The following is an 18,748-nucleotide window of genomic DNA, read 5'->3' on the forward strand; positions in this document are numbered from 1 at the left end:
ACCCGATCAGGGATGAACCGCCATCGTGTTCCGCCACCCCTGCCAGGCCGTGAGGGCGGCGACGAGCACAAGCAGGATACCGACAGCCCGGGTGATCGCGACGGTCACCCGGGGATTTGAGAGAAGCGCATCGCGGCTGCGGCCGGCCAGGAGCGCCAGCCCGCCATAGACGCTGAATTGGGCGAGCAGGACCAGGATCCCGAGTACAAGCCCCTGCCACCACAATGAGCCGTAGCGCGGGGCGATGAACTGCGGAAAGACCGACAGGGTGAACATGTAGGCTTTCGGGTTGATGACGGACGTCACGGCGCCCTGGCGGAAGGCGACCCAGGGAGAGCGCCGAAGGGCAGGACCGTCGAGATCGACCGTCAGGGAGCTTCGCGCGAGACTGAAGCCGATCCAGGCCATGTAAGCCGCACCCGCGACGATCAGCACGGCAAACACGCTGGGGGCGAATTGCAGGACGACGCCGACGCCCAGGACACCGAAAGCCGTGTGGAAAACGCCCCCCAGGATGATCCCGGCGGTAGCGGCCATTCCGCCGCGCCGGCCATCGGCCAGGGCATTGGCCAAGACGAACATCATGTCCATGCCCGGCACGATGATGATGCCGAGAAGAAGGGCGAAGAAGACCCAGAGATTTTCAGTGTAGCTCATTCCCACCCCGTGCCGGCTTCTTCGGTTCGAGGCAAAGCTCCCTCAACCGAGCGTGGCTGGTATAAAGAGGGCCAACTGACAGCGCTGTGTCAGTTGTGTGAGGCCAGGCGGGAGACGGGAATGCGCAAGGCTGCGCGGCTGTTCGAGATCATCCAGATTCTGAGGCTCGCACGTGCGCCGGTCACGGCTGCCCGCATCGCCGAGCAACTCGAAGTCACAGCCCGCTCCGTTTACCGCGATATCGCGGCTCTTCAAGGAATGCGTGTTCCGATCGAGGGCGGCCGCGGCATCGGCTATGTGCTGCGCCCCGGGTTCGAGCTGCCGCCGCTCATGTTTGCCGTCGAGGAAATCGAAGCGATGGTGCTCGGGCTCGCGCTTCTGGAGCGGACCGGGGACACCGGCCTGAAGGCGGCGGCCAGACACGCGAGCCGCAAGATCGCCTCGGCGGTTCCGGCGCCGCTGCGGACGTCGCTCGAAGCGAACGCCCTTCACGCCTGGGGCACGATCACGCCAGCCCCGGAGGGCATCGATCTCTCGCTGGTCCGCGATGCCATCCGGCAGGAGAGAAAGCTCGATGTGACCTATCGCGACGAGCAGGGCCGAACGACCCGCCGGACGATCAGGCCCTTTGCGCTGATCTATTATTCTGAGGCTGCCACCATAGTCGCGTGGTGCGAACTTAGGGAAGCGATCCGGCACTTCCGAACCGACCGGATCGAGGGAAGCGAGGTCAGGGACGACCGATTCCCTGGCGAGGGCGAGCACCTCAGGCGGGATTGGGTCGCTGGCTGGGCGACCGCAGGCTCATAAGCTGCCTTACCGCGCCTTCTGGCCGAACAGCACGGCCTGAACGGCCGGGTCGGTCAGGTCGGTCTTGTTGCGGTCCTCGGAGCTGACCTTGATGCCGCGCAGGACCGCCGGACGGGCCAGCATCGTCTCGAGCCAGCGCTTCACGTGCGGGAACTCCTCGATGTTCTGGCCCTGGCGCTCCCACAGCTTCGCCCAGGGGGCGATGGCCATGTCGGCGATGGAATACGCGCCGGCGACGAATTCCCGGTCAGCAAGGCGGTTGTTCAGCACGCCGTAGAGGCGGTTGGTCTCGTTGGTGTAGCGGTCGATGGCATAGGGCACTTTTTCCGGCGCATAGATGCGGAAATGGTGCGCCTGCCCCAGCATGGGGCCGAAGCCGCCCATTTGCCAGAACAGCCATTGATCGACCTCGACGCGCGCCCTCTCATCCTGCGGATAGAACTGCCCGGTCTTGCGGCCGAGATATTGCAGGATGGCGCCTGACTCGAACACGGAGATCGGCTCGTCCCCAGGCCCGTCGTGATCGACGATGGCCGGCATCTTGTTGTTGGGCGAGATGTTCAGGAATTCCGGCTTGAACTGATCGCCCTTGCCGATATTCACCGGGTGGATCGTATAAGGCAGCCCGCATTCCTCGAGCATGATGGTGATCTTCCACCCGTTCGGGGTCGGCCAGTAATAGAGATCGATCGGTTGCTGCACGGAAGCCGCCATGAAACGCCTCTCTTCAGGTTACGATACGCATTCGTCCGGGGACGTTAAGACATAAGATCGGGGCTGACACCCTCACCTGCAACGAAAATCCACGAAATCGACGCATGGCAGCTCATCGGGGCTTGCATGTTGCGGCGCGAAGATTCAGAAAGTTTATAACATAAGCAATTCGCCGTGGGGGTGATTCGATGATGAACCGACTTGTGAACGCGGCTCTCGCTGCTGCGATGACCTTCGCGCTCGCCGGTGCCGTGCAGGCCACCGAGGCCAAGCCCAAGAAGGAGCCGAGCGCCGCCCAAATGGCCGCCCGCGAGCGCATGAGCAAGTGCAGCCTCGAGTGGAAAGAAGCCAAGGCCGGCGGCAAGGTCGACAAGGATATGAAATGGCCGAAGTTCTGGAGCGCCTGCAACAAGCGCCTGAAGGACGGCACGAAAGCCTGAACGGTCGAGACACCCCGAACCAACAGGAGGTCTCCGTGAACTGGCTCTCCCGCATCATCACCCGGCAACCGGCTCCTGCGCTCAGAGCCGTGCCGCCACAGCAGGCTCTCTTCATCCGCCTCGATGGAGAGTCGCTTCCTCCCGCCATCTACGAGGAATACAGCCTCGCAGGCTTCGAGAGCCAGTTGGAGATCGCTTTGGGGGGGCTCGGCGAACTCGACGGCCATGCCATCGGGGCGACCGACACGATCATCTATCTCTACGGCCCGGACGCGGAAGCGATGTACCGCGCCGTCGAGCGCATCCTGAAGACTCACCCGCTGGCGCAGGACGCGAGCGTGACGATCCGCAAAGGTCCGCCCGGCACAGCCCGGCACGAGATCTACACGCTGAACTGATGGGCTTTACAGCTTCTTCTTGAAGCCCTCATGGCTGCGGGAGAAGCCGAGACGCTCGTAGAAGCGGTGGGCGTCGCCGCGCGTCTTGTTGGAGGTGAGCTCCATGGCGCGGGCGCCGTGTGTGCGGGCGTGGTCTTCCGCGAAGGCCATCATCCTGGCGCCGATGCCGCTGGAGCGTCGCACAGCTTTCACCTTCACGCTCTCCACCTTCACCCGCATGGCACCACGTCCCGTGAGATTAGGAATGAAAGTGAGCTGGAACGTGCCGACGATCTCATGGCGGTCGACCGCCACGAACAGCCGGTTCTCGGGGCTGCGCTCGATGGCGGCGAAAGCGGCCTCGTAGGCTGGCTTCGTCTCAGGCGACCACGCGTCACCATGGGAGCCCAGCTCATCCTCTTCATGCAGGCGGATGATCGCTTCGAGATCGCCGGCCTGCGCTTCGCGGATCACCAGATTGCTCATGCGGCCGCCCGGGATTCCATCGGCAGCAGATCCTTCCGGCCTTTGAATCCGGGCAGCGCCTCAACCCGTTTCACCCAGGCCTGAATGCCCGGATAGGCGCCGAGGTCGAAGCCGCCGTCGTCCGCGAAGGCAACAACGCCATAAACGTCGATGTCCGCGATGGTGACGCCCTCACCGACGATCCAGTTGCGGCCGGCGAGATGCTCATCGAGCACCTTCAGGGCGGCGTTGCCTCCAGCCTGGCTGAACTCCAGCACCTCCGGTCCGGCGGCACGGATGCCGAGCTTGATCGTCCTGGCGCGATAGACATTCGAGGCGAGCCGGTCGAAATCCCAGTACATCCATTCCCGCGCCTGCAGGCGCTCGTCGAGATTGGCGCCGCCGAACTTGCCCGTCATGTCGGCGAGATATTCCATGATGGCGGCGGACTGGCAGAGATGGCGGCCGTTGTTGCGGTCGATGAGCAGAGGAACCTGCCCATAGCGCTGCTTGGACAGATGCGGCGGCTGCTTATGCTCGCCCTGCATCATGTTGACATGGACATAGTCGAACGGCTCGCCCGCCAGAGTCAGCAGCAGGCCGACCTTGTAGGTCGGGCCGGAAAAGGCAATTCCGTGAAGTTCGAACCGTGTCGCCATGAAAGCCCCCTCGAGCGATGCTGTTGGCCGCAACCCTAGACGCCTCTTTTCCAACAGGAAAGAACCTCCCCTCAAAGACCTGTGATCTGGCGCCCGACACCGACAGATACTATGACAGGGTATTGCATCAGACGGCCGCACCGGGTCGATAGCAGGGGAATTCCAGTGCGCGCCAGGGACATCAGCTTCTTCATCTCTCTCTTCTTCGCCCGCCTGGCGGATCAGATGCTGCTGTTTCTGGTGCCCCTCGTGGTGTTCCAGACGACGCAGAGCCCTGCCCTGTCGGGCCTGGCCTTCTTCATCGAGACTCTGCCCCGATACCTGCTGTTCTCCGTCTGCGGCATCCTCTGCGATCGCCGGTCGCCGGTGACCCTGCTGGTCATCAGCCAGCGCTTCCGCCTGCTCACCTGCGCTATGGGCGTTGCAGGCCACGAGCTTCTTGGCGGCGTCGGCTGGCTGGTCGCGCTGTCGGCGGTGTGCGGGATCCTCTCCACGCAGGGGTTTCTGGCCCGGGAGGTGATGCTACCCCAGATCTTCAGGCAGCAGCGGTTCGAGAAGGTGCTGTCCTATTCGCAGCTGGGCGATCAGCTCGGGATGGTGATCGGCCCGATCCTGGCGGCCGCCCTGCTCGGCCTGTGGCCGTGGCAGATCGTGGTCGGCATCACGGCGTTTCTGTTCCTGCTGGCGGATCTCGGGCTCACCCTGTGGCATCGGTCGAGCCGGATCGAACTCGCTCCACCGGAGGCGGCCTATGACCGCTGGGTCGATCCTTTCCGCATCGCCCTCAAGCACATCTGGCATCTGCCCGGACTGCGAAGGGCCGCCGCGCTGTCGGCCGGGCTGAACTTCGTCTTCGGCGCGACGCTCGCCACATCGGCCGCGATGGTGACGGGCATCCATGGCCAGTCCGAGCAGAGCTACGCGCTCCTGCAGACCGCCAGCGCCATCGCGAGCATCGCGATCCTGGCTTTCCTGGCCCATGTCATCATCCCGCTGAGGGCGATGGGGGCTATCGGCTACACGGCGATCTTCATCGGCGGCCTGCTGACGGCGATCAGCCCCAGTTACGGGGTCTATGCCGCAGGCTACATTCTCGTGCTCGGCTTCGACAGGATGTTCACCATCTATCTCAGGAGCCTGCGCCAGAAGATCATTCCGCAGAAGGATTTCGGCAAGACAACCGGTGCGATGATTACCGTCAACAACCTATCCCAGCCTCTGGCCGGGTTGCTGGTAGGCCTGTTCTCGGGTCCGGAAGGCCCAAGCCTTGTGATCGGCGGCATTTCGCTGGTGATGGGTGCAATCGGCGTCATCGCCGCCGTCAGTGCAGCGCCTGTTCTCAAGCAGGCCAACAGATAGGAGACTACATGCCCAGCAAGGAACGTGAGCGAAGGCTCCTGCAGCAGAGTGTGGCGATCGTCGCCGCCATTCCGGTCGCAACCGGGCTCTATGGCGTTCTGTTCGGGCAGGCGCTCACGGGCGATGCGGTGAGCATTTCGGCGGAGAGTCACTTCCGATTTCTATCCGGCCTGCTGCTGGGCATCGGCCTGTGCTTCTGGAGCACCCTGCCCTCCATCGAGATCCATACGGGCCGCTTCAGGCTTCTTACGCTGCTCGTGGTCATTGGCGGTTTGGGACGGCTGATCGGTCTCGGCCTGACCGGGCTCCCGTCGCTCTTCATGGTCGGCGGCCTGATCGTCGAACTGATCGTCGCCCCGGTCCTGTGCCTCTGGCAGACACGGGTCGCCAACCGCTATGCGGAGGAGCATGGGGTGGCTTAAGGGATGAGCCCTTCGCAAAAGGGGCCGCCGTCGTCGCTCCTCCTGCCCCGACATTGCCGGATTGCGGGCGCATCCTGACACCTTGAGACATGCAGCCGGGGTGCGCCGTCGCAGGCGCGCCAGCGGGCGCTTCGCATTGACATGAGCCATGGATGATCCACGGCCCGGTTCGCACCTCGAAGGAGGTTGCACCATGAACGAACACGAAAAGCTCCTCGCCATTCTTCGGCAATCGGCCGATGCCGGCATCGTCGATGCCATCGAGCGTCTGATCCGGGATGCCCCAGATCATGAACTGAACCGCATCAATGCGCTCGCCTTCGCTGCCAGGCATGGCTTCGACGAGGACGGCGTGATTGCCGCCTTCCTCCATGCCTCCCGGCTCGGGCTGTTCGAGATGTCCTGGAATGTCCTTTGCCCCGGATGCGGCGGCGTCCTTGAATCGGGCATGAGCCTGAAGTCGGTCAATCGGGACGAATATAGCTGCGCCCTCTGCTCGGCGGGCTACGAGCCAACTCTCGATGAAATGGTGGAGGTCACCTTCACGGTCAGCCCGCGCGTCCGCAAGATCGCAGCGCACGATCCCGACACCCTGCCGTTGCATGAATATGCGCGCCAGATCTTCTGGGGCTCCGGCGTCGACCTGCCCGAAGATTTCGAGCGCATGATGGACGAGATCGTGCTCGACGCCGTCGAACTGCCGCCGGGCGAGAGAGCGATCATGTCTCTGCAGCTTCCGGAGGAGTTCGTGATCGTCTTCGAGCCGGTGACTCACGCGGCACAGTTCATCGACGTGCAGGGCGAGCCAACCCGCGAGCGCCAGAGCCTGTCGCTCATCATCAACGAGACCCATCCGCAGCACCAGACCCTCGTCATGCGGCCCGGCCCCTTGCGCATCTCGATCGAGAACCGCACCAACAGGCGCGCCCTGCCTTCGGTCTGGGTCGCGGACGACAAGCTGCATCATCTGCTGAATCGCCGCCGTCCCTTCCTTACGGCAAAGCGCCTGCTTACCAACCAGACTTTCCGCGATCTCTACCGCACCGACACGCTCGACATCGACCAGCGCCTGAAGATCACGAGCCTCACGTTCCTCTTCACCGATCTGAAGGGCTCGACGCAACTCTACGAGCGCGTCGGCGACCTTGTAGCCTATGATCTCGTGCGGTCGCATTTCCAGGTTCTGAACGAGATCGTCGCCTCCGAGTCCGGCGCCGTAGTGAAGACCATCGGCGACGCGGTGATGGCGACCTTCCCGACGCCGGATCATGCGATTTCGGCCGCTTTGCGCATGCGCGAGGCGATGCGCCGCCTCAACGAGGAGCGTGGAAACGAGGATCTGCTGCTCAAGATCGGCATTCACGAAGGGCCGTGCCTCGCCGTGACGCTCAACGACCGTCAGGACTATTTCGGCCAGACGGTGAACATCGCTTCCCGGGTACAAGGCCTCGCCATGTCGCGCTCGATCTTCGCGACCGGTTCCGTGGTCGAAAACCCGCGATCTTCGCGGATCATCGAGAAGCAGGGCCTTCACCCGACGCTGCAGAAGACGGCCCTGCGCGGGCTCAACGACGAGGTCTCGGTTTATGAGATTCCGTAAGTCTCACCGCCCAGTCGCGCCGGTCCTGTGCCTGTGGCAGACACAGGTCGCCAACCGCTATGCGGGAGAGAACGGGGTGGCCTGACGCGCTCCGTCAAACTCTCAGCTCACGTATGCCATCGACGAGGACCTTCGCGCCGATGGCGCCGAAGACGGCGCCGAAACTTCCTTCGATGACACGAAAGAACCGGGCATAGGCCCGCATGGCGATTCCGGTCGAGAAGATCAGCGCGTAGGTACCGTAGATGATCATGGCCGATGCGGAAGCCCCGATGCCGATGGCCAGGAACTGAAGCTTGGAGAGGCTCAAAGAGGCCAGATACATGGAGATCGCGACCCACATCAGGGCAGCTTTCGGATTGGTCATGACCACGAAAAATCCGCGGCGGTAGGCCTCCCCCGCGGGCATCTCGGTGCGCTCCTGAGCCGGCTTCTTCGCTGATGGCACGAAGGCCGTCCTCAGGGCGCGCAGCCCCAGATAAATCAGGTAGCCTCCACCGAGAAGCCGCATCGCGGTAATGGCTTGAGGAAAGGCTTTGAGCACTGCACCGATCCCGAACGCGAACAGGATGGACCAGATGAACACGCCTGTTGCGATCCCGGCCGCAGCGATGGCGCCGGGCGCGCGCCCGCCTCCCAGGGCGATGGAGGACACGGCCATGAGATTCGGGCCGGGCGATATCTGGGCAAGCACGATTCCGGCAAAGATGCCGGCCACTTCGAACATCATGAACGCTGCTCCTGTCCTGTAATCCACACCCGGTCAGACTGAAGCCTGGATGCTTTCAAGCTTCTTTTCAAACCGATACTCCGCCGACTGCGAAATGTCGGCGAGCTGTCGCTGTCCTTCGCCCTGCACATAGCCCAACCGCGTGTAGAGCCGGTGCGCAGTCGTGAAACGCGTGTCGGACCACAGGACGATCCGTGACGCGCCCTTGCGGCGCGCGTACGCCTCGGCCTGATGGACGAGGCGCGAACCCAACCCCATCCCGCGCTGGTCCGGACGCACATAAAGCCGGTGCAGTTCCGCAGTATCGCTTTCCGGGAAATCCACCGCCACGCAGGCGCAGACGCGTTCACGCTCGTCCTCGACGGCCCAGAAGGCGCCGCCGGTCTCATCATACGATGTGCTCGGTGCGCGCAGATCGGGCAGGTCATCGTGGGGATCGACGAAGCAGCCGGGATAATCCGCATAGCAGACCGCGATCAGCCCGTAGAGATCCTGCGCGTCGCCATCGCGGACAGGGCGGACCACCGGGAGGTCTTCAACTTGCAGCATCAGATTCATCATTGCCCCTCATGGTCACCGAGCCGACCGTCGTTTCGAGCATGTCGTGCAGCTGGCGGTAGGCCTTCGCCGACAGATGAACGCCGTCCGTTGTTACTCCTCCGCGCGCTGCTCCCTCGCCATCGCCCAAGGCTCTGTGCAAATCGACAATGGCGGCCGCACGACCGTTCGCAATCTGCACGATTCGACGGCTCAAGGAAGCCATGGCCTCCGCCGAATAGAAGCTCGTGAGGCGCTTCGCCCGCTCGACCGGCGGCGGTGTCATGACGATCACCGGCACGGTGGCAGCTTCGAAGTGGCGAATGATTGTCTCGAAGTGCTGCGTGACCTCGTCGAGAGCCCTCTCGCTGCAATCCTTCTTGGCGTCATTCGTGCCGACGAGCAGCACAGCAATGCTGGGCTCAGCAGAGTTCAGCAGAAGCGGCACCCGCGGCTCGAGCGCCTCGGTCCAGATGCCGGAATAGCCGGCATTCAGTACGGGCAACGAGGCGATGCCGTTCCAATAGAAGCCTTCCACCAGGGAGTCCCCGACGAAGAGAAGGCCGCCCGGCCCGACGGCGGCACGGTGCGAGGCGATCACGATGTCGCGGATCAGCCAGTGCGAGGCGAAGGGACTGGGTTGCGAGGTCACGGGATCAGTGCCTGCATGAGTTCCGGCGGGCGCTGGCGCGCTCCGCCGGGATGGCCTATCGGCCCTACTCGATCCCAAGCTTGCGCTTGAGGATCTCGTTGAGGGCCTGGGGGTTGGCCTTGCCGCCGGTGGCCTTCATGGTCTGGCCCACGAACCAGCCAAGCAGGGTGGGCTTCGCCTTCGCCTGCTCCACCTTGTCGGGATTGGCCGCGATGATCTCGTCCACGGCCTTCTCGATGGCGCCGGTGTCGGTCACCTGCTTCATGCCGCGCTGTTCCACGAGTTCGCGCGGATCGCCGCCTTCCGTGAATACGATCTCGAACAGGTCCTTGGCGATCTTGCCCGAGATCACGTTCTCGCCGATGAGCTCGATGATGACGCCGAGCTGGGCGGCCGAGACCGGGGTCTCCGAGATGTCCTTGCCTTCCTTGTTCAGGCGGCCGAACAGCTCGTTGATGATCCAGTTCGCAGCCGCCTTGCCGTCCCGGCCCTTCGCCACCTCCTCGAAGAAGTCGGCGGAGGCGCGCTCGGCCACCAGCACGCTCGCGTCATAGGGCGAGAGGCCGTAATCGGCCATGAACCGCGCCTTCTTCTCATCGGGCAGTTCCGGCAGTCCTTTCGCGAGATCGTCCACGTATGCCTGGTTAAACTCGAGCGGCAGCAGGTCCGGATCGGGGAAGTAGCGGTAATCGTGCGCCTCCTCCTTAGAGCGCATGGAGCGGGTCTCGCCCTTGGCCGGATCGTAGAGGCGGGTCTCCTGGTCGATTTTGCCGCCATCCTCGAGGATCGCGATCTGGCGACGCGCCTCGTATTCGATCGCTTGGCCGATGAAGCGGATGGAGTTGACGTTCTTGATCTCGCAGCGCGTGCCGAGCTCGTCGCCGGGGCGGCGCACGGAGACGTTCACGTCGGCGCGGAGATTGCCCTTGTCCATGTCGCCGTCGCAGGTGCCGAGATAGCGCAGGATCGTGCGCAGCTTGGTCACATAGGCGCGCGCCTCGTCGGACGAGCGCAGGTCCGGCTTCGACACGATTTCCATCAGGGCTACGCCGGAGCGGTTGAGGTCGACGAAACTCATGGTCGGGTGCAGGTCGTGGATCGACTTGCCAGCATCCTGCTCGAGGTGCAGACGCTCGATACGTACGGTGATCGTCTCGCCGGTCTCCGGCACGTCCACGATCACCTCGCCCTCGCCCACGATGGGGCTCTTGTACTGGCTGATCTGATAGCCCTGCGGCAGGTCCGGGTAGAAATAGTTCTTACGGTCGAAGGTGCTGCGCAGGTTGATCTCGGCCTTGAGGCCTAGGCCCGTGCGGATCGCCTGGCGCACGCATTCCTCATTGATCACCGGCAGCATGCCAGGCATGGCCGCGTCCACCAAGGAAACGTGGCTGTTCGGATCGCCGCCGAAGGCCGTGGAGGCGCCGGAGAACAGCTTGGCTTGGCTCGTCACCTGGGCATGGATCTCCATGCCGATGACGATTTCCCAATCGCCTGTCGCACCTTTGATGAGCTTCTTAGGGTTGACCGGAGCGTTCATGAGCCTTGCGCCTTTAATCTCTTGTATTTGCTAAAGCAGCGGACCCAAAAGTGGAATGCACTTTCGGGACCCATCCGATGCCTCTTTCATAAATGAGAGCATCGTTTGAGGCGGAAAACCGGGTCCACTTTTCCGCACGATGCTCTAGCCGGAGTACGAGCGGCGCTCAACCCGGTCAACCCCTTTCCGGATGAACGGACGTTCAGGGTGATGGCCTAATCGTTAAGATCAGAAATAATTTATGCACAGATTTCGAAAATAATTGCCACGCTGCGATGAAACTCCATCCCACATACGGCGTTGTTCGGGAGGTAAAACGGTCAAGGAGTTTCAAAATGGCTATGGATCCGATGGATCGCGAACCCAACGTCTACAATCGTGAGACCAATGTCTACGATAACACTGGCCGCGGTTCTAACACACTTGCTTACGTGATCGGCGGTCTTGTTATCGCTCTCGGCCTGCTCGCTTTCCTCTTCTATGATGGCGGCAGCAACGAGCCGAGCACGACCGGCAGCACCGGCACCCAGACGGAAAGCTCTGCACCGCGCACCGGTTCCGGCGCCACCGGCGGTTCCTCGACCGCTCCGGCGACCCCGACCACCCCGGCTCCGGCGGCTCCGGCCGCCCCGAAGGCCCCGGCCAACCCGCAGTAATCTAGCGTCTCGCGTTTCACTGCGCAGGATGGGCCTGACCTCACGGTCGGGCCCATTCCTTTTTGGGCTCTGCGCCATGAGCCCGCGAGGGAACCAAGCACAAGCTTGAGCGCTTTCGCTTGGGAGTATCCCACCGGCTGCAAATCAGGAGGCCAACCATGGCGAACAAGTCGAGCTTCACCCCTGAGGAATGGTCCCGGCTTGTTGCAAGCCCCGTTGTGGCCAGCATGGCGATCACCGCGGCCGACCCGGGCGGGCTCTGGAGCCTGCTGCAGGAATCAATGTCCAGCGGCTGGGCGCTGCTCGAAGCCAAGCAGGATGCTCAGGCCACGTCGCTTGTGAAGGCCGTGGCCGATGACATCAGCAACACCGAGACGCGCAGTGCCGTGCGCGAGTCGTTCCAGGCGCAGTTCAAGGGTAGCGAGTTCGCCGACATCAAACGTAAGGCCATCGAGGAGCTTCATGCCGTATCGGGCCTGCTCGATGCCAAGGCTCCCGACGAGGCGGCGGCCTTCAAGTCCTGGCTCTGGAGCGTGGCCCAGAAGTCAGCGGAGGCCGGCAAGGAAGGCGGTTTCCTCGGCTTCGGCGGCGTGGCCGTCAGCGATGCCGAGAAGGCCACCCTGGCAGAGATCGCTACAGCGCTCGGCAGCCCGGCCGGTTCCGGCGCTGGGCTGGCCGAGACCTAACTCCTCGCCAGCCGGCGGGCGGCATAGGCGCCGCTCGCCCAGAGCATGGAGGCGATGAATCGCACGGGGAACAGGGTGAGCCCATCGGACCGCACGGGCGCGATCCAGGGGATCCCTAAGCTGCTGATGGCCCAGGAGACGAGCACGGAGACGGCGAGGGCGACCATGCCGATAATCAGCACCTTGCCGAACTGGTCGGCCTTCCAGCCGAGCCAGACGGCAATCAGGATCAGCACCGGATCGAAGGCGGCAGGCAGCCAGTCCCAGAGGGTGACGACAGGTACGGTCGGACCCACCGAGATCAAGCCCACCAGGCCTGGGGCAGCCTGATGCGGCCGGCGGAATCCTCGATCACCTGACCAGCGGCGAAGAGGGTCTCCTCGTCGAAGGCGCGGCCAATGAGCTGGAGGCCCAAGGGCAGCCCCTGGGCATCGAGTCCGGCCGGGACGGCGATCCCCGGCAGGCCCGCCATGTTCACCGTCACGGTGAAGATGTCGTTGAGGTACATCTCCACCGGATCGCCTGAGCCCTTCTCGCCGATGCCGAAGGCGGCGGACGGGGTTGCCGGGGTCAGGATGGCGTGAACGCCCTGCGCGTAGACTTCCTCGAAATCGCGTTTGATGAGGGTGCGCAGCTTCTGGGCCCGCACGTAATAGGCATCGTAATAGCCGGCAGACAGAACATAGGTGCCGATCATGATGCGGCGCTTGACCTCGCGACCGAAGCCGGCAGCGCGGCTCTTCTCGTAGAGATCGGCGATATCCCGGCCGTTCTCGCGCAGGCCGTAGCGCACGCCGTCATAGCGGGCGAGGTTCGAGGACGCCTCGGCAGGCGCCACGATGTAATAGGCCGGCAGCGCGTACTTGGTGTGCGGCAGCGACACCTCGACGATCTCGGCGCCGGCTGCACGCAGCCATTCCGCGCCCTGGTGCCAGAGCTGCTCGATCTCGGGCGACATGCCGTCGATCCGGTATTCCTTCGGAATGCCGATCTTGAGGCCCTTCACGCCGCGGGAGACCGCCGCCTCGAAATCCGGAACCGGCAGGTCGACGCAGGTGGTGTCCTTGGGGTCGGGGCTCGCCATGGAGCGCAGCATGATGGCCGAGTCGCGCACCGAGCGGGTGATCGGGCCGGCCTGATCCAGCGACGAGGCGAACGCCACCGTGCCCCACCGCGACACACGCCCATAGGTCGGCTTGATGCCGACGGTGCCGGTGAAAGCCGCCGGCTGGCGGATCGAGCCGCCGGTATCGGTGGCAGTGGCGCCGAGGCAGAGATGGGCGGCAACAGCCGCCGCCGAACCGCCCGAGGAACCGCCGGGCACGAGATGCGTGCCTTCGATCGCCCCAGAAGCGCCCGCGCTCACGTTCGAGCCCTCACGCCGCCAGGGCGAGACGACCGGCCCGAAGGCACTAGTCTCGTTGGAGGAGCCCATGGCGAACTCGTCCATGTTGAGTTTGCCGAGCATCACGGCGCCGTCGTTCCAGAGGTTCCGGGTGACGGTGGATTCGTAGGGCGGGTTGAAGTTGCCGAGGATCTTCGAGCCGGCGGTTGAGACCACGCCCTCGGTGCAGAACAGGTCCTTGATGCCGAGCGGGATGCCCTCGAGCGCACCGGCCTCGCCCTTGGCGATCTTCTCGTCGGAGGCCTTGGCCATGGCGAGCGCCTTTTCCGGCGTCTCGAGCACATAGGCGTTGAGCGCCCTCGCCTTCGCAATAGCATCCACATGGGCCTGCGTGAGCTCGGTGGCGGAGAAGGTCTTGGCCTTCAGGCCGTCACGGGCCTCGGCAATCGTGAGATGGGTCAGTTCGGTCACGGGGATCATCCTGTCATCCGGGACGGGGCGGAGCCGCGATCCGGGATCGTCTGGAAGCGATAACTGGTTTGCGCGATCCCGGCTCTTTCGGCCGGGATGACGTTGCTATTCAACGACTTTGGGCACCAGGAAGAAGTTGTCTTCCGTCGCGGGGGCGTTCTGGACGATCTTCTCCGGATAACCGCCATCGGTCACGCCGTCCTGGCGCTTCTTCATCACCATGGGCGTCACGGAGGTCATGGGCTCGATACCCTCCACGTTCACTTCGTTGAGTTGCTCGACGAAGGACAGGATGGCGTTGATCTCGCCCTGGAGATGGGGCACCTCCTCATCCGTCACGGCAATGCGCGCCAGATGGGCGATGCGGCGGACCGTTTTCTCATCGACCGACATAGATGGTCATACCCCTTGGAAATCTGCTGGCCGGGCTATAGCACCCGGTCGCGCCGGGGGGCAACGGCGGATGTGGGGAGCGCCGATGTTCATCGTCATCCCGGACGGAGCGTAGCGAAGGTCCGGGATCGCGTGCAGGATATAGTGCTGTTTCCCTCCCCCTTGTGGGGAGGGGGCTGCGAAACAGCCAGGGTGGGGGTGTTGGCGCCGGACCTTCATAGGCTATCGCTCACCCCCCACCTCCAACTCCTCCCCACAAGGGGGAGGAGGGCTCCAGCGCCACACTCGTTCAACAATCCCGGATCGGCTGCGCCGTCCGGGATGACGAAAAGTCCAAAATCAAACCGTCACACCCACCGTCTTATGCGGCACCACCACCTGAACGCCCTTGCCGTCCATGGCAGCCACGAAGCGGTCGGCGTTGGGCAGGATCATGGGGAAGGAGCCGTAGTGGCAGGGGATCACCGCCTTCGCGGTCTTGAAGTAACGCTCGACGGCGAGCGCCGCGACCTCGGGGCCCATGGTGAACCGGTCGCCGATGGGCACGATCACCACATCCGGCTGGTGGATCTCGGCAATCAGGGCCATGTCGCCGAAGATGTCCGTGTCGCCCATGTGGTAGATTGTCGGCTCGTTCATGGCCTTGACGATGACTCCATTGGCGCTGCCGAGGGGGAAGTTCACGTCCATCTCGACGAGGCCGGATGAATGATCGGCCCGCACGAGCGTCACGGTAAATCCGCCCTGCCCGGTCGTGCCGCCGGTGTTCATGGGATCGAAGTGCTCAAGACCTTGCTTGGCCAGATACATGCACAGCTCGAAATTCGTCACCACCTTGGCCCCGGTCGCCTTCGCGATGTCGAGGGTGTCGCCCACGTGATCCCCATGGCCGTGGGTAAGGAGAATGTGGGACACCCCCTCGGTGATCTTCGCCCTGTCGCCTTCGAAGGCGGGGTTGCCCGTAAAGAAGGGATCGATGAGCACGGCCTTGCCGGCGAAGTCGAGCCGGAAGGCGGAATGGCCATACCACGTGATTTTCATGGAAATACTCTCGTTTTCGGCAAGATGAAATGGAGCGGCTTCAGCCCCTGACCATGTTCCAGAGGAACAAAACGGAAGATCGGGGTTTATGAAGCTAAGCAATAAACATCAAGCCTGCAGGAGGATAGCCATGCCACGCCTCATCGCCAGCCTCGGCCTTGCCGCCGGGATCCTCGCCTCGACCAACGCCTGGGCGGTGGAAATCTCCATCTCGTGCAGCGCGCTCGGCAAGGAATATGAGATCTGCAAGCAGGGCGTCGATGCCTGGGCGAAGAAGACCGGCAACACGGTCAAGATCGTCTCGACGCCGAACTCCGCCACCGAGCGCCTCGCCCTCTACCAGCAACTCCTGGCCGCAGGCGCATCCGACATCGACGTATTCCAGATCGACGTGGTTTGGACTGGCATCCTGGCCGATCACCTCATGGACCTCTCTGCCAAGGGTCAGGCCGACATCGACGATCACCTGCCCGCCATGGTGGAGACCAGCCGCGTCAACGGCAAGCTCATGGCCATGCCCTGGTTTGCCGACGCGGGCCTGCTCTATTACCGCCAGGACCTCCTCGACAAATACAAGCGCCCCGTGCCGCAGACCTGGGCCGACCTGACCGAGACCGCCCGCATGATCCAGGACGGCGAGCGCAAGGAAGGTCGCGGTGATTTCTGGGGCTATGTCTGGCAGGGCCGCGCCTATGAAGGCCTGACCACCAATGCGCTGGAATGGGTGGCCTCGTTCGGCGGCGGCACCATCGTGGACGAGAAGGGCGATGTCACCATCGAGAATCCGAAGGCAGCGGAAGCCCTGAAGGCCGCCGCCGGCTGGGTCGGCACCGTCACGCCCGAGGGCGTGCTCAACTACACGGAAGAGGAATCGCGCGGCGTCTTCCAGTCCGGCAATGCCGCCTTCATGCGCAACTGGCCCTATGCCTGGGCGCTGGCGCAAGGCGCCGACAGCACCATCAAGGGCAAGGTGAGCATTGCGCCGCTCCCGAAAGGCGGCACAGATGGACGCCATGCGGGGACTCTCGGCGGACAGCTTCTCGCTGTCTCCAAGTATTCCAAGAATGCCGATGCCGCGACGGATCTCGTTCTTAACCTGACGGGGCAGCAGGAGCAGAAGCGCCGGGCGGTCGAGGGATCCTTCAATCCTACCATCGTGGCGCTCTACAGCGATGCAGACATTGCCAGGGCCAACCCGTTCATCGGCGATCTCGTGGACGTGTTCACCAACGCGGTGGCCCGCCCCGCCACGGCGACGGGCCAGACCTACAACAAGGTCTCGACCGAGTTCTTCAACGCGGTGCATCAGGTGCTGTCGAAGCGGTCCGAACCAGCCCAGGCACTCAACCGCCTCGATCGTGACCTGAAGCGGATCAAGCGCGACGGCTGGAAGTAGGCATGACGAGCGCCGTCGCCCAAGCGGACGCCCCCGTGCTGCAGCAGGCACGGGGACGCCGCTCGTCGCTGACGCGTTCGCGCCTCCGGTCTGCATGGCTCTTCATCGCTCCAAGCCTCATCATCCTCGCGCTCATCGCCGGTTGGCCCCTGGCGCGCACGATCTGGTTCAGCTTCACCGATGCCGACCTCAATAATCTCAGTGACTACGAATTCATCGGGTTCGAGAATTATCTCGCCAGTTACGACGGCGAGTGGCTCGGGCTCCTGACCGATCCGGACTGGTGGCAATCCGTTTGGAACACGGTGTGGTTCACTCTGGTCTCCGTGTCCATCGAGACCGTGCTCGGGATCGTCGTGGCGCTGATCCTCAACGCCGCTTTCCCCGGCCGGGGCCTCATGCGGGCCATCATCCTCATCCCCTGGGCGATCCCAACCATCGTGTCCGCCAAGATGTGGAACTGGATGCTGCATGACCAGTTCGGCGTCATCAACGACATGCTCCTGCGCGTCGGCCTGATCGCCGCGCCGGTCACCTGGACGGCGAATGCGGACACGGCTCTCTGGGCCGCCGTCGCGGTAGATGTCTGGAAGCACACCTCCTTCATGGCCCTGCTCATCTTGGCTGCCCTTCAGATGCTGCCGCAGGACATCTATGAGGCCGCGAAGGTGGACGGCGTTTCCCCCACCCGCGTGTTCTTCCGCATCACCCTGCCGCTGATCAAGCCGGCGCTGCTGGTCGCGGTGATCTTCCGCTCGCTCGATGCGCTTCGCGTCTTCGACCTCATCTACGTGCTGACTTCGAACTCGCGGGACACGGCCTCCATGTCGATCTATGCGCGCCAGCAGCTCGTGGATTTCCAGGAGGTCGGCTTGGGCTCCGCCGCCTCCACGCTGATCTTCCTCATCATCGCCCTCATCGTCGTCATTACCCTGGCGGCGGGACGCGTGCGCCTCGGGGAGGATCCGCGATGAAAATCCTCCCTCGCATCGGGTTCTGGCTGCTGGTGATCCTCATCGGAGTCTTCGCGCTCTTCCCGCTCTATTACGCGATCATCTCGTCCTTCCGTTCCGGCGCCGCGCTGTTCACCATCGCCTATCTGCCGGAGCGGTTCGATGTCTCGAACTACATCGCCGTCTTCGACCGCCAGCCCTTCGGCCAGAACATACTCAACTCGATCATCGTCGCTGGCTCCGTCGTGGCTATCTCGCTAAGCCTCGGTATGACGGCAGCCTACGCCTTCGGACGTATCGCGTTTCGCGGCCGGGCGCTCTTGCTCATGACCATTCTGGCCGTCTCCATGTTCCCGCAGGTGGCCGTGCTGTCCGGCATGTTCGAGCTGATCCGCAGCCTCGGGCTCTACAACACCCTGCCGGGCCTGATCCTCGCCAATCTCATGCTCACCCTTCCCTTCACGATCTGGGTGCTCACCACTTTCATGCGCGAGCTGCCGAAGGAAATCGAGGAAGCGGCGTTCGTCGACGGGGCGACGCCCTGGATCGTCGTGCGACGCGTATTCCTGCCGCTCATGGCCCCGGCCGCGGTCACGACGGGTCTCCTCGCCTTCATCGTGTCGTGGAACGAGTTCCTCTTCGCCCTCACCTTCACCCTGACCAACGAGCGCCGCACCGTACCACCCGCCATCGCGCTCATGACCGGCTCGACAGCCTATGAACTGCCCTGGGGCACGATCATGGCGGCGTCCGTCATCGTGACGGTGCCGATCATCGGCCTCGTGCTCGTGTTCCAGCGCAAGATCGTGGCGGGCCTCACGGCCGGCGCAGTGAAAGGCTAATCC

Annotated in this window: 23 protein-coding genes; 11 read left to right on the forward strand and 12 right to left on the reverse strand. The window is 63.6% G+C overall.

Features of this window, described 5'->3' with window-relative positions:
* Positions 1–6: 6 nt before the first annotated feature.
* On the reverse strand, positions 7–657 hold the full coding sequence (locus I2H36_RS11610; protein WP_196264064.1) for a LysE family translocator: 651 nt from the start codon (positions 655–657) through the stop codon (positions 7–9).
* Between the two features lie 120 nt (positions 658–777).
* On the opposite strand from I2H36_RS11610, the gene I2H36_RS11615 reads away from it, so the two are divergent.
* The gene (locus I2H36_RS11615; RefSeq protein ID WP_196264065.1) at positions 778–1,467 is read left to right on the forward strand and encodes a helix-turn-helix transcriptional regulator; all 690 of its coding nucleotides are present in this window, start codon (positions 778–780) and stop codon (positions 1,465–1,467) included.
* Between the two features lie 6 nt (positions 1,468–1,473).
* Here the strand turns inward: I2H36_RS11615 and I2H36_RS11620 are convergent, their stop codons facing one another.
* Entirely contained in the window at positions 1,474–2,181 is a 708-nt protein-coding gene (locus tag I2H36_RS11620) for a glutathione S-transferase N-terminal domain-containing protein (RefSeq protein ID WP_196264066.1), read from the reverse strand.
* Between the two features lie 188 nt (positions 2,182–2,369).
* On the opposite strand from I2H36_RS11620, the gene I2H36_RS11625 reads away from it, so the two are divergent.
* Together I2H36_RS11625 and I2H36_RS11630 are read left to right on the forward strand one after the other, a co-directional pair.
* Positions 2,370–2,621: a hypothetical protein gene (locus I2H36_RS11625; protein WP_196264067.1), complete on the forward strand. Its 252-nt coding sequence runs from the start codon at positions 2,370–2,372 to the stop codon at positions 2,619–2,621.
* Positions 2,564–3,019, forward strand: a complete 456-nt coding sequence (locus tag I2H36_RS11630; RefSeq protein ID WP_196264068.1) for a hypothetical protein — start codon at positions 2,564–2,566, stop codon at positions 3,017–3,019. The genes I2H36_RS11625 and I2H36_RS11630 overlap by 58 nt, the downstream gene beginning before the upstream one ends.
* Positions 3,020–3,025: 6 nt before the next feature.
* On the opposite strand, the gene I2H36_RS11635 is transcribed toward I2H36_RS11630, so the two are convergent.
* Together I2H36_RS11635 and I2H36_RS11640 are read right to left on the reverse strand one after the other, a co-directional pair.
* Positions 3,026–3,484 (reverse strand): GNAT family N-acetyltransferase, encoded by a 459-nt coding sequence (locus tag I2H36_RS11635; protein ID WP_196264069.1) that lies wholly within the window; start codon positions 3,482–3,484, stop codon positions 3,026–3,028.
* On the reverse strand, positions 3,481–4,122 hold the full coding sequence (locus I2H36_RS11640; protein WP_196264070.1) for a glutathione S-transferase family protein: 642 nt from the start codon (positions 4,120–4,122) through the stop codon (positions 3,481–3,483). The genes I2H36_RS11635 and I2H36_RS11640 overlap by 4 nt, the downstream gene beginning before the upstream one ends.
* Positions 4,123–4,287: 165 nt before the next feature.
* On the opposite strand from I2H36_RS11640, the gene I2H36_RS11645 reads away from it, so the two are divergent.
* The 3 genes from I2H36_RS11645 (at position 4,288) to I2H36_RS11655 (ending at position 7,503) form a co-directional block, all read left to right on the forward strand.
* A complete protein-coding gene (locus tag I2H36_RS11645; RefSeq protein ID WP_210331052.1) occupies positions 4,288–5,481 on the forward strand; it encodes an MFS transporter in 1,194 nt (397 codons plus the stop codon).
* Positions 5,482–5,489: 8 nt separating this feature from the next.
* Positions 5,490–5,903: a DUF4345 domain-containing protein gene (locus I2H36_RS11650; RefSeq protein ID WP_196264072.1), complete on the forward strand. Its 414-nt coding sequence runs from the start codon at positions 5,490–5,492 to the stop codon at positions 5,901–5,903.
* Positions 5,904–6,096: 193 nt separating this feature from the next.
* On the forward strand, positions 6,097–7,503 hold the full coding sequence (locus I2H36_RS11655; protein WP_196264073.1) for an adenylate/guanylate cyclase domain-containing protein: 1,407 nt from the start codon (positions 6,097–6,099) through the stop codon (positions 7,501–7,503).
* 94 nt (positions 7,504–7,597) lie between these two features.
* Here the strand turns inward: I2H36_RS11655 and I2H36_RS11660 are convergent, their stop codons facing one another.
* The 4 genes from I2H36_RS11660 to gatB form a co-directional block, all read right to left on the reverse strand.
* Positions 7,598–8,233: a LysE family translocator gene (locus I2H36_RS11660; protein ID WP_196264074.1), complete on the reverse strand. Its 636-nt coding sequence runs from the start codon at positions 8,231–8,233 to the stop codon at positions 7,598–7,600.
* Positions 8,234–8,266: 33 nt separating this feature from the next.
* Positions 8,267–8,782: a GNAT family N-acetyltransferase gene (locus I2H36_RS11665; RefSeq protein ID WP_196264075.1), complete on the reverse strand. Its 516-nt coding sequence runs from the start codon at positions 8,780–8,782 to the stop codon at positions 8,267–8,269.
* Positions 8,769–9,422 carry a GDSL-type esterase/lipase family protein gene (locus I2H36_RS11670; protein WP_196264076.1) on the reverse strand — a complete coding sequence of 218 codons (654 nt, stop codon included), beginning with the start codon at positions 9,420–9,422 and terminating at the stop codon, positions 8,769–8,771. The genes I2H36_RS11665 and I2H36_RS11670 overlap by 14 nt, the downstream gene beginning before the upstream one ends.
* 64 nt (positions 9,423–9,486) lie before the next feature.
* Complete coding sequence (gene gatB / locus I2H36_RS11675) at positions 9,487–10,962, reverse strand: Asp-tRNA(Asn)/Glu-tRNA(Gln) amidotransferase subunit GatB (protein WP_196264077.1); 1,476 nt, start codon at positions 10,960–10,962, stop codon at positions 9,487–9,489.
* Between the two features lie 335 nt (positions 10,963–11,297).
* Here gatB and I2H36_RS11680 point away from each other — a divergent pair, with 335 nt between their 5' ends.
* Together I2H36_RS11680 and I2H36_RS11685 are read left to right on the forward strand one after the other, a co-directional pair.
* Positions 11,298–11,618, forward strand: coding sequence for an LPXTG cell wall anchor domain-containing protein (locus I2H36_RS11680; protein ID WP_196264310.1), 321 nt, complete (start codon positions 11,298–11,300; stop codon positions 11,616–11,618).
* A gap of 158 nt (positions 11,619–11,776) precedes the next feature.
* The gene (locus I2H36_RS11685; protein ID WP_196264078.1) at positions 11,777–12,304 is read left to right on the forward strand and encodes a hypothetical protein; all 528 of its coding nucleotides are present in this window, start codon (positions 11,777–11,779) and stop codon (positions 12,302–12,304) included.
* Here the strand turns inward: I2H36_RS11685 and I2H36_RS11690 are convergent.
* The 4 genes from I2H36_RS11690 to I2H36_RS11705 all read right to left on the reverse strand — a co-directional run bounded on the left by I2H36_RS11690 (position 12,301) and on the right by I2H36_RS11705 (position 15,554).
* Positions 12,301–12,600: a hypothetical protein gene (locus I2H36_RS11690; RefSeq protein WP_425523303.1), complete on the reverse strand. Its 300-nt coding sequence runs from the start codon at positions 12,598–12,600 to the stop codon at positions 12,301–12,303. The genes I2H36_RS11685 and I2H36_RS11690 overlap by 4 nt on opposite strands.
* Before the next feature lie 5 nt (positions 12,601–12,605).
* The gene (gene gatA, locus I2H36_RS11695; RefSeq protein WP_196264079.1) at positions 12,606–14,120 is read right to left on the reverse strand and encodes an Asp-tRNA(Asn)/Glu-tRNA(Gln) amidotransferase subunit GatA; all 1,515 of its coding nucleotides are present in this window, start codon (positions 14,118–14,120) and stop codon (positions 12,606–12,608) included.
* Positions 14,121–14,225: 105 nt separating this feature from the next.
* Entirely contained in the window at positions 14,226–14,513 is a 288-nt protein-coding gene (gatC, locus tag I2H36_RS11700; RefSeq protein WP_196264080.1) for an Asp-tRNA(Asn)/Glu-tRNA(Gln) amidotransferase subunit GatC, read from the reverse strand.
* 339 nt (positions 14,514–14,852) lie between these two features.
* Positions 14,853–15,554, reverse strand: coding sequence for a metal-dependent hydrolase (locus I2H36_RS11705; RefSeq protein ID WP_196264081.1), 702 nt, complete (start codon positions 15,552–15,554; stop codon positions 14,853–14,855).
* A 130-nt stretch (positions 15,555–15,684) separates the two neighbouring features.
* On the opposite strand from I2H36_RS11705, the gene I2H36_RS11710 reads away from it, so the two are divergent.
* Genes I2H36_RS11710 through I2H36_RS11720 form a run of 3 tightly spaced genes read left to right on the forward strand, consistent with a single transcriptional unit; the run spans position 15,685 to position 18,745 of the window.
* Entirely contained in the window at positions 15,685–16,950 is a 1,266-nt protein-coding gene (locus tag I2H36_RS11710; protein ID WP_196264082.1) for an ABC transporter substrate-binding protein, read from the forward strand.
* Between the two features lie 2 nt (positions 16,951–16,952).
* Positions 16,953–17,924 carry a carbohydrate ABC transporter permease gene (locus tag I2H36_RS11715; protein ID WP_196264083.1) on the forward strand — a complete coding sequence of 324 codons (972 nt, stop codon included), beginning with the start codon at positions 16,953–16,955 and terminating at the stop codon, positions 17,922–17,924.
* Complete coding sequence (locus I2H36_RS11720) at positions 17,921–18,745, forward strand: carbohydrate ABC transporter permease (RefSeq protein WP_196264084.1); 825 nt, start codon at positions 17,921–17,923, stop codon at positions 18,743–18,745. The genes I2H36_RS11715 and I2H36_RS11720 overlap by 4 nt, the downstream gene beginning before the upstream one ends.
* Positions 18,746–18,748: the final 3 nt, after the last annotated feature.

The organism is Microvirga terrestris, from assembly GCF_015694425.1.
In the GTDB taxonomy this organism is placed as follows: Bacteria; Pseudomonadota; Alphaproteobacteria; order Rhizobiales; family Beijerinckiaceae; genus Microvirga; species Microvirga terrestris.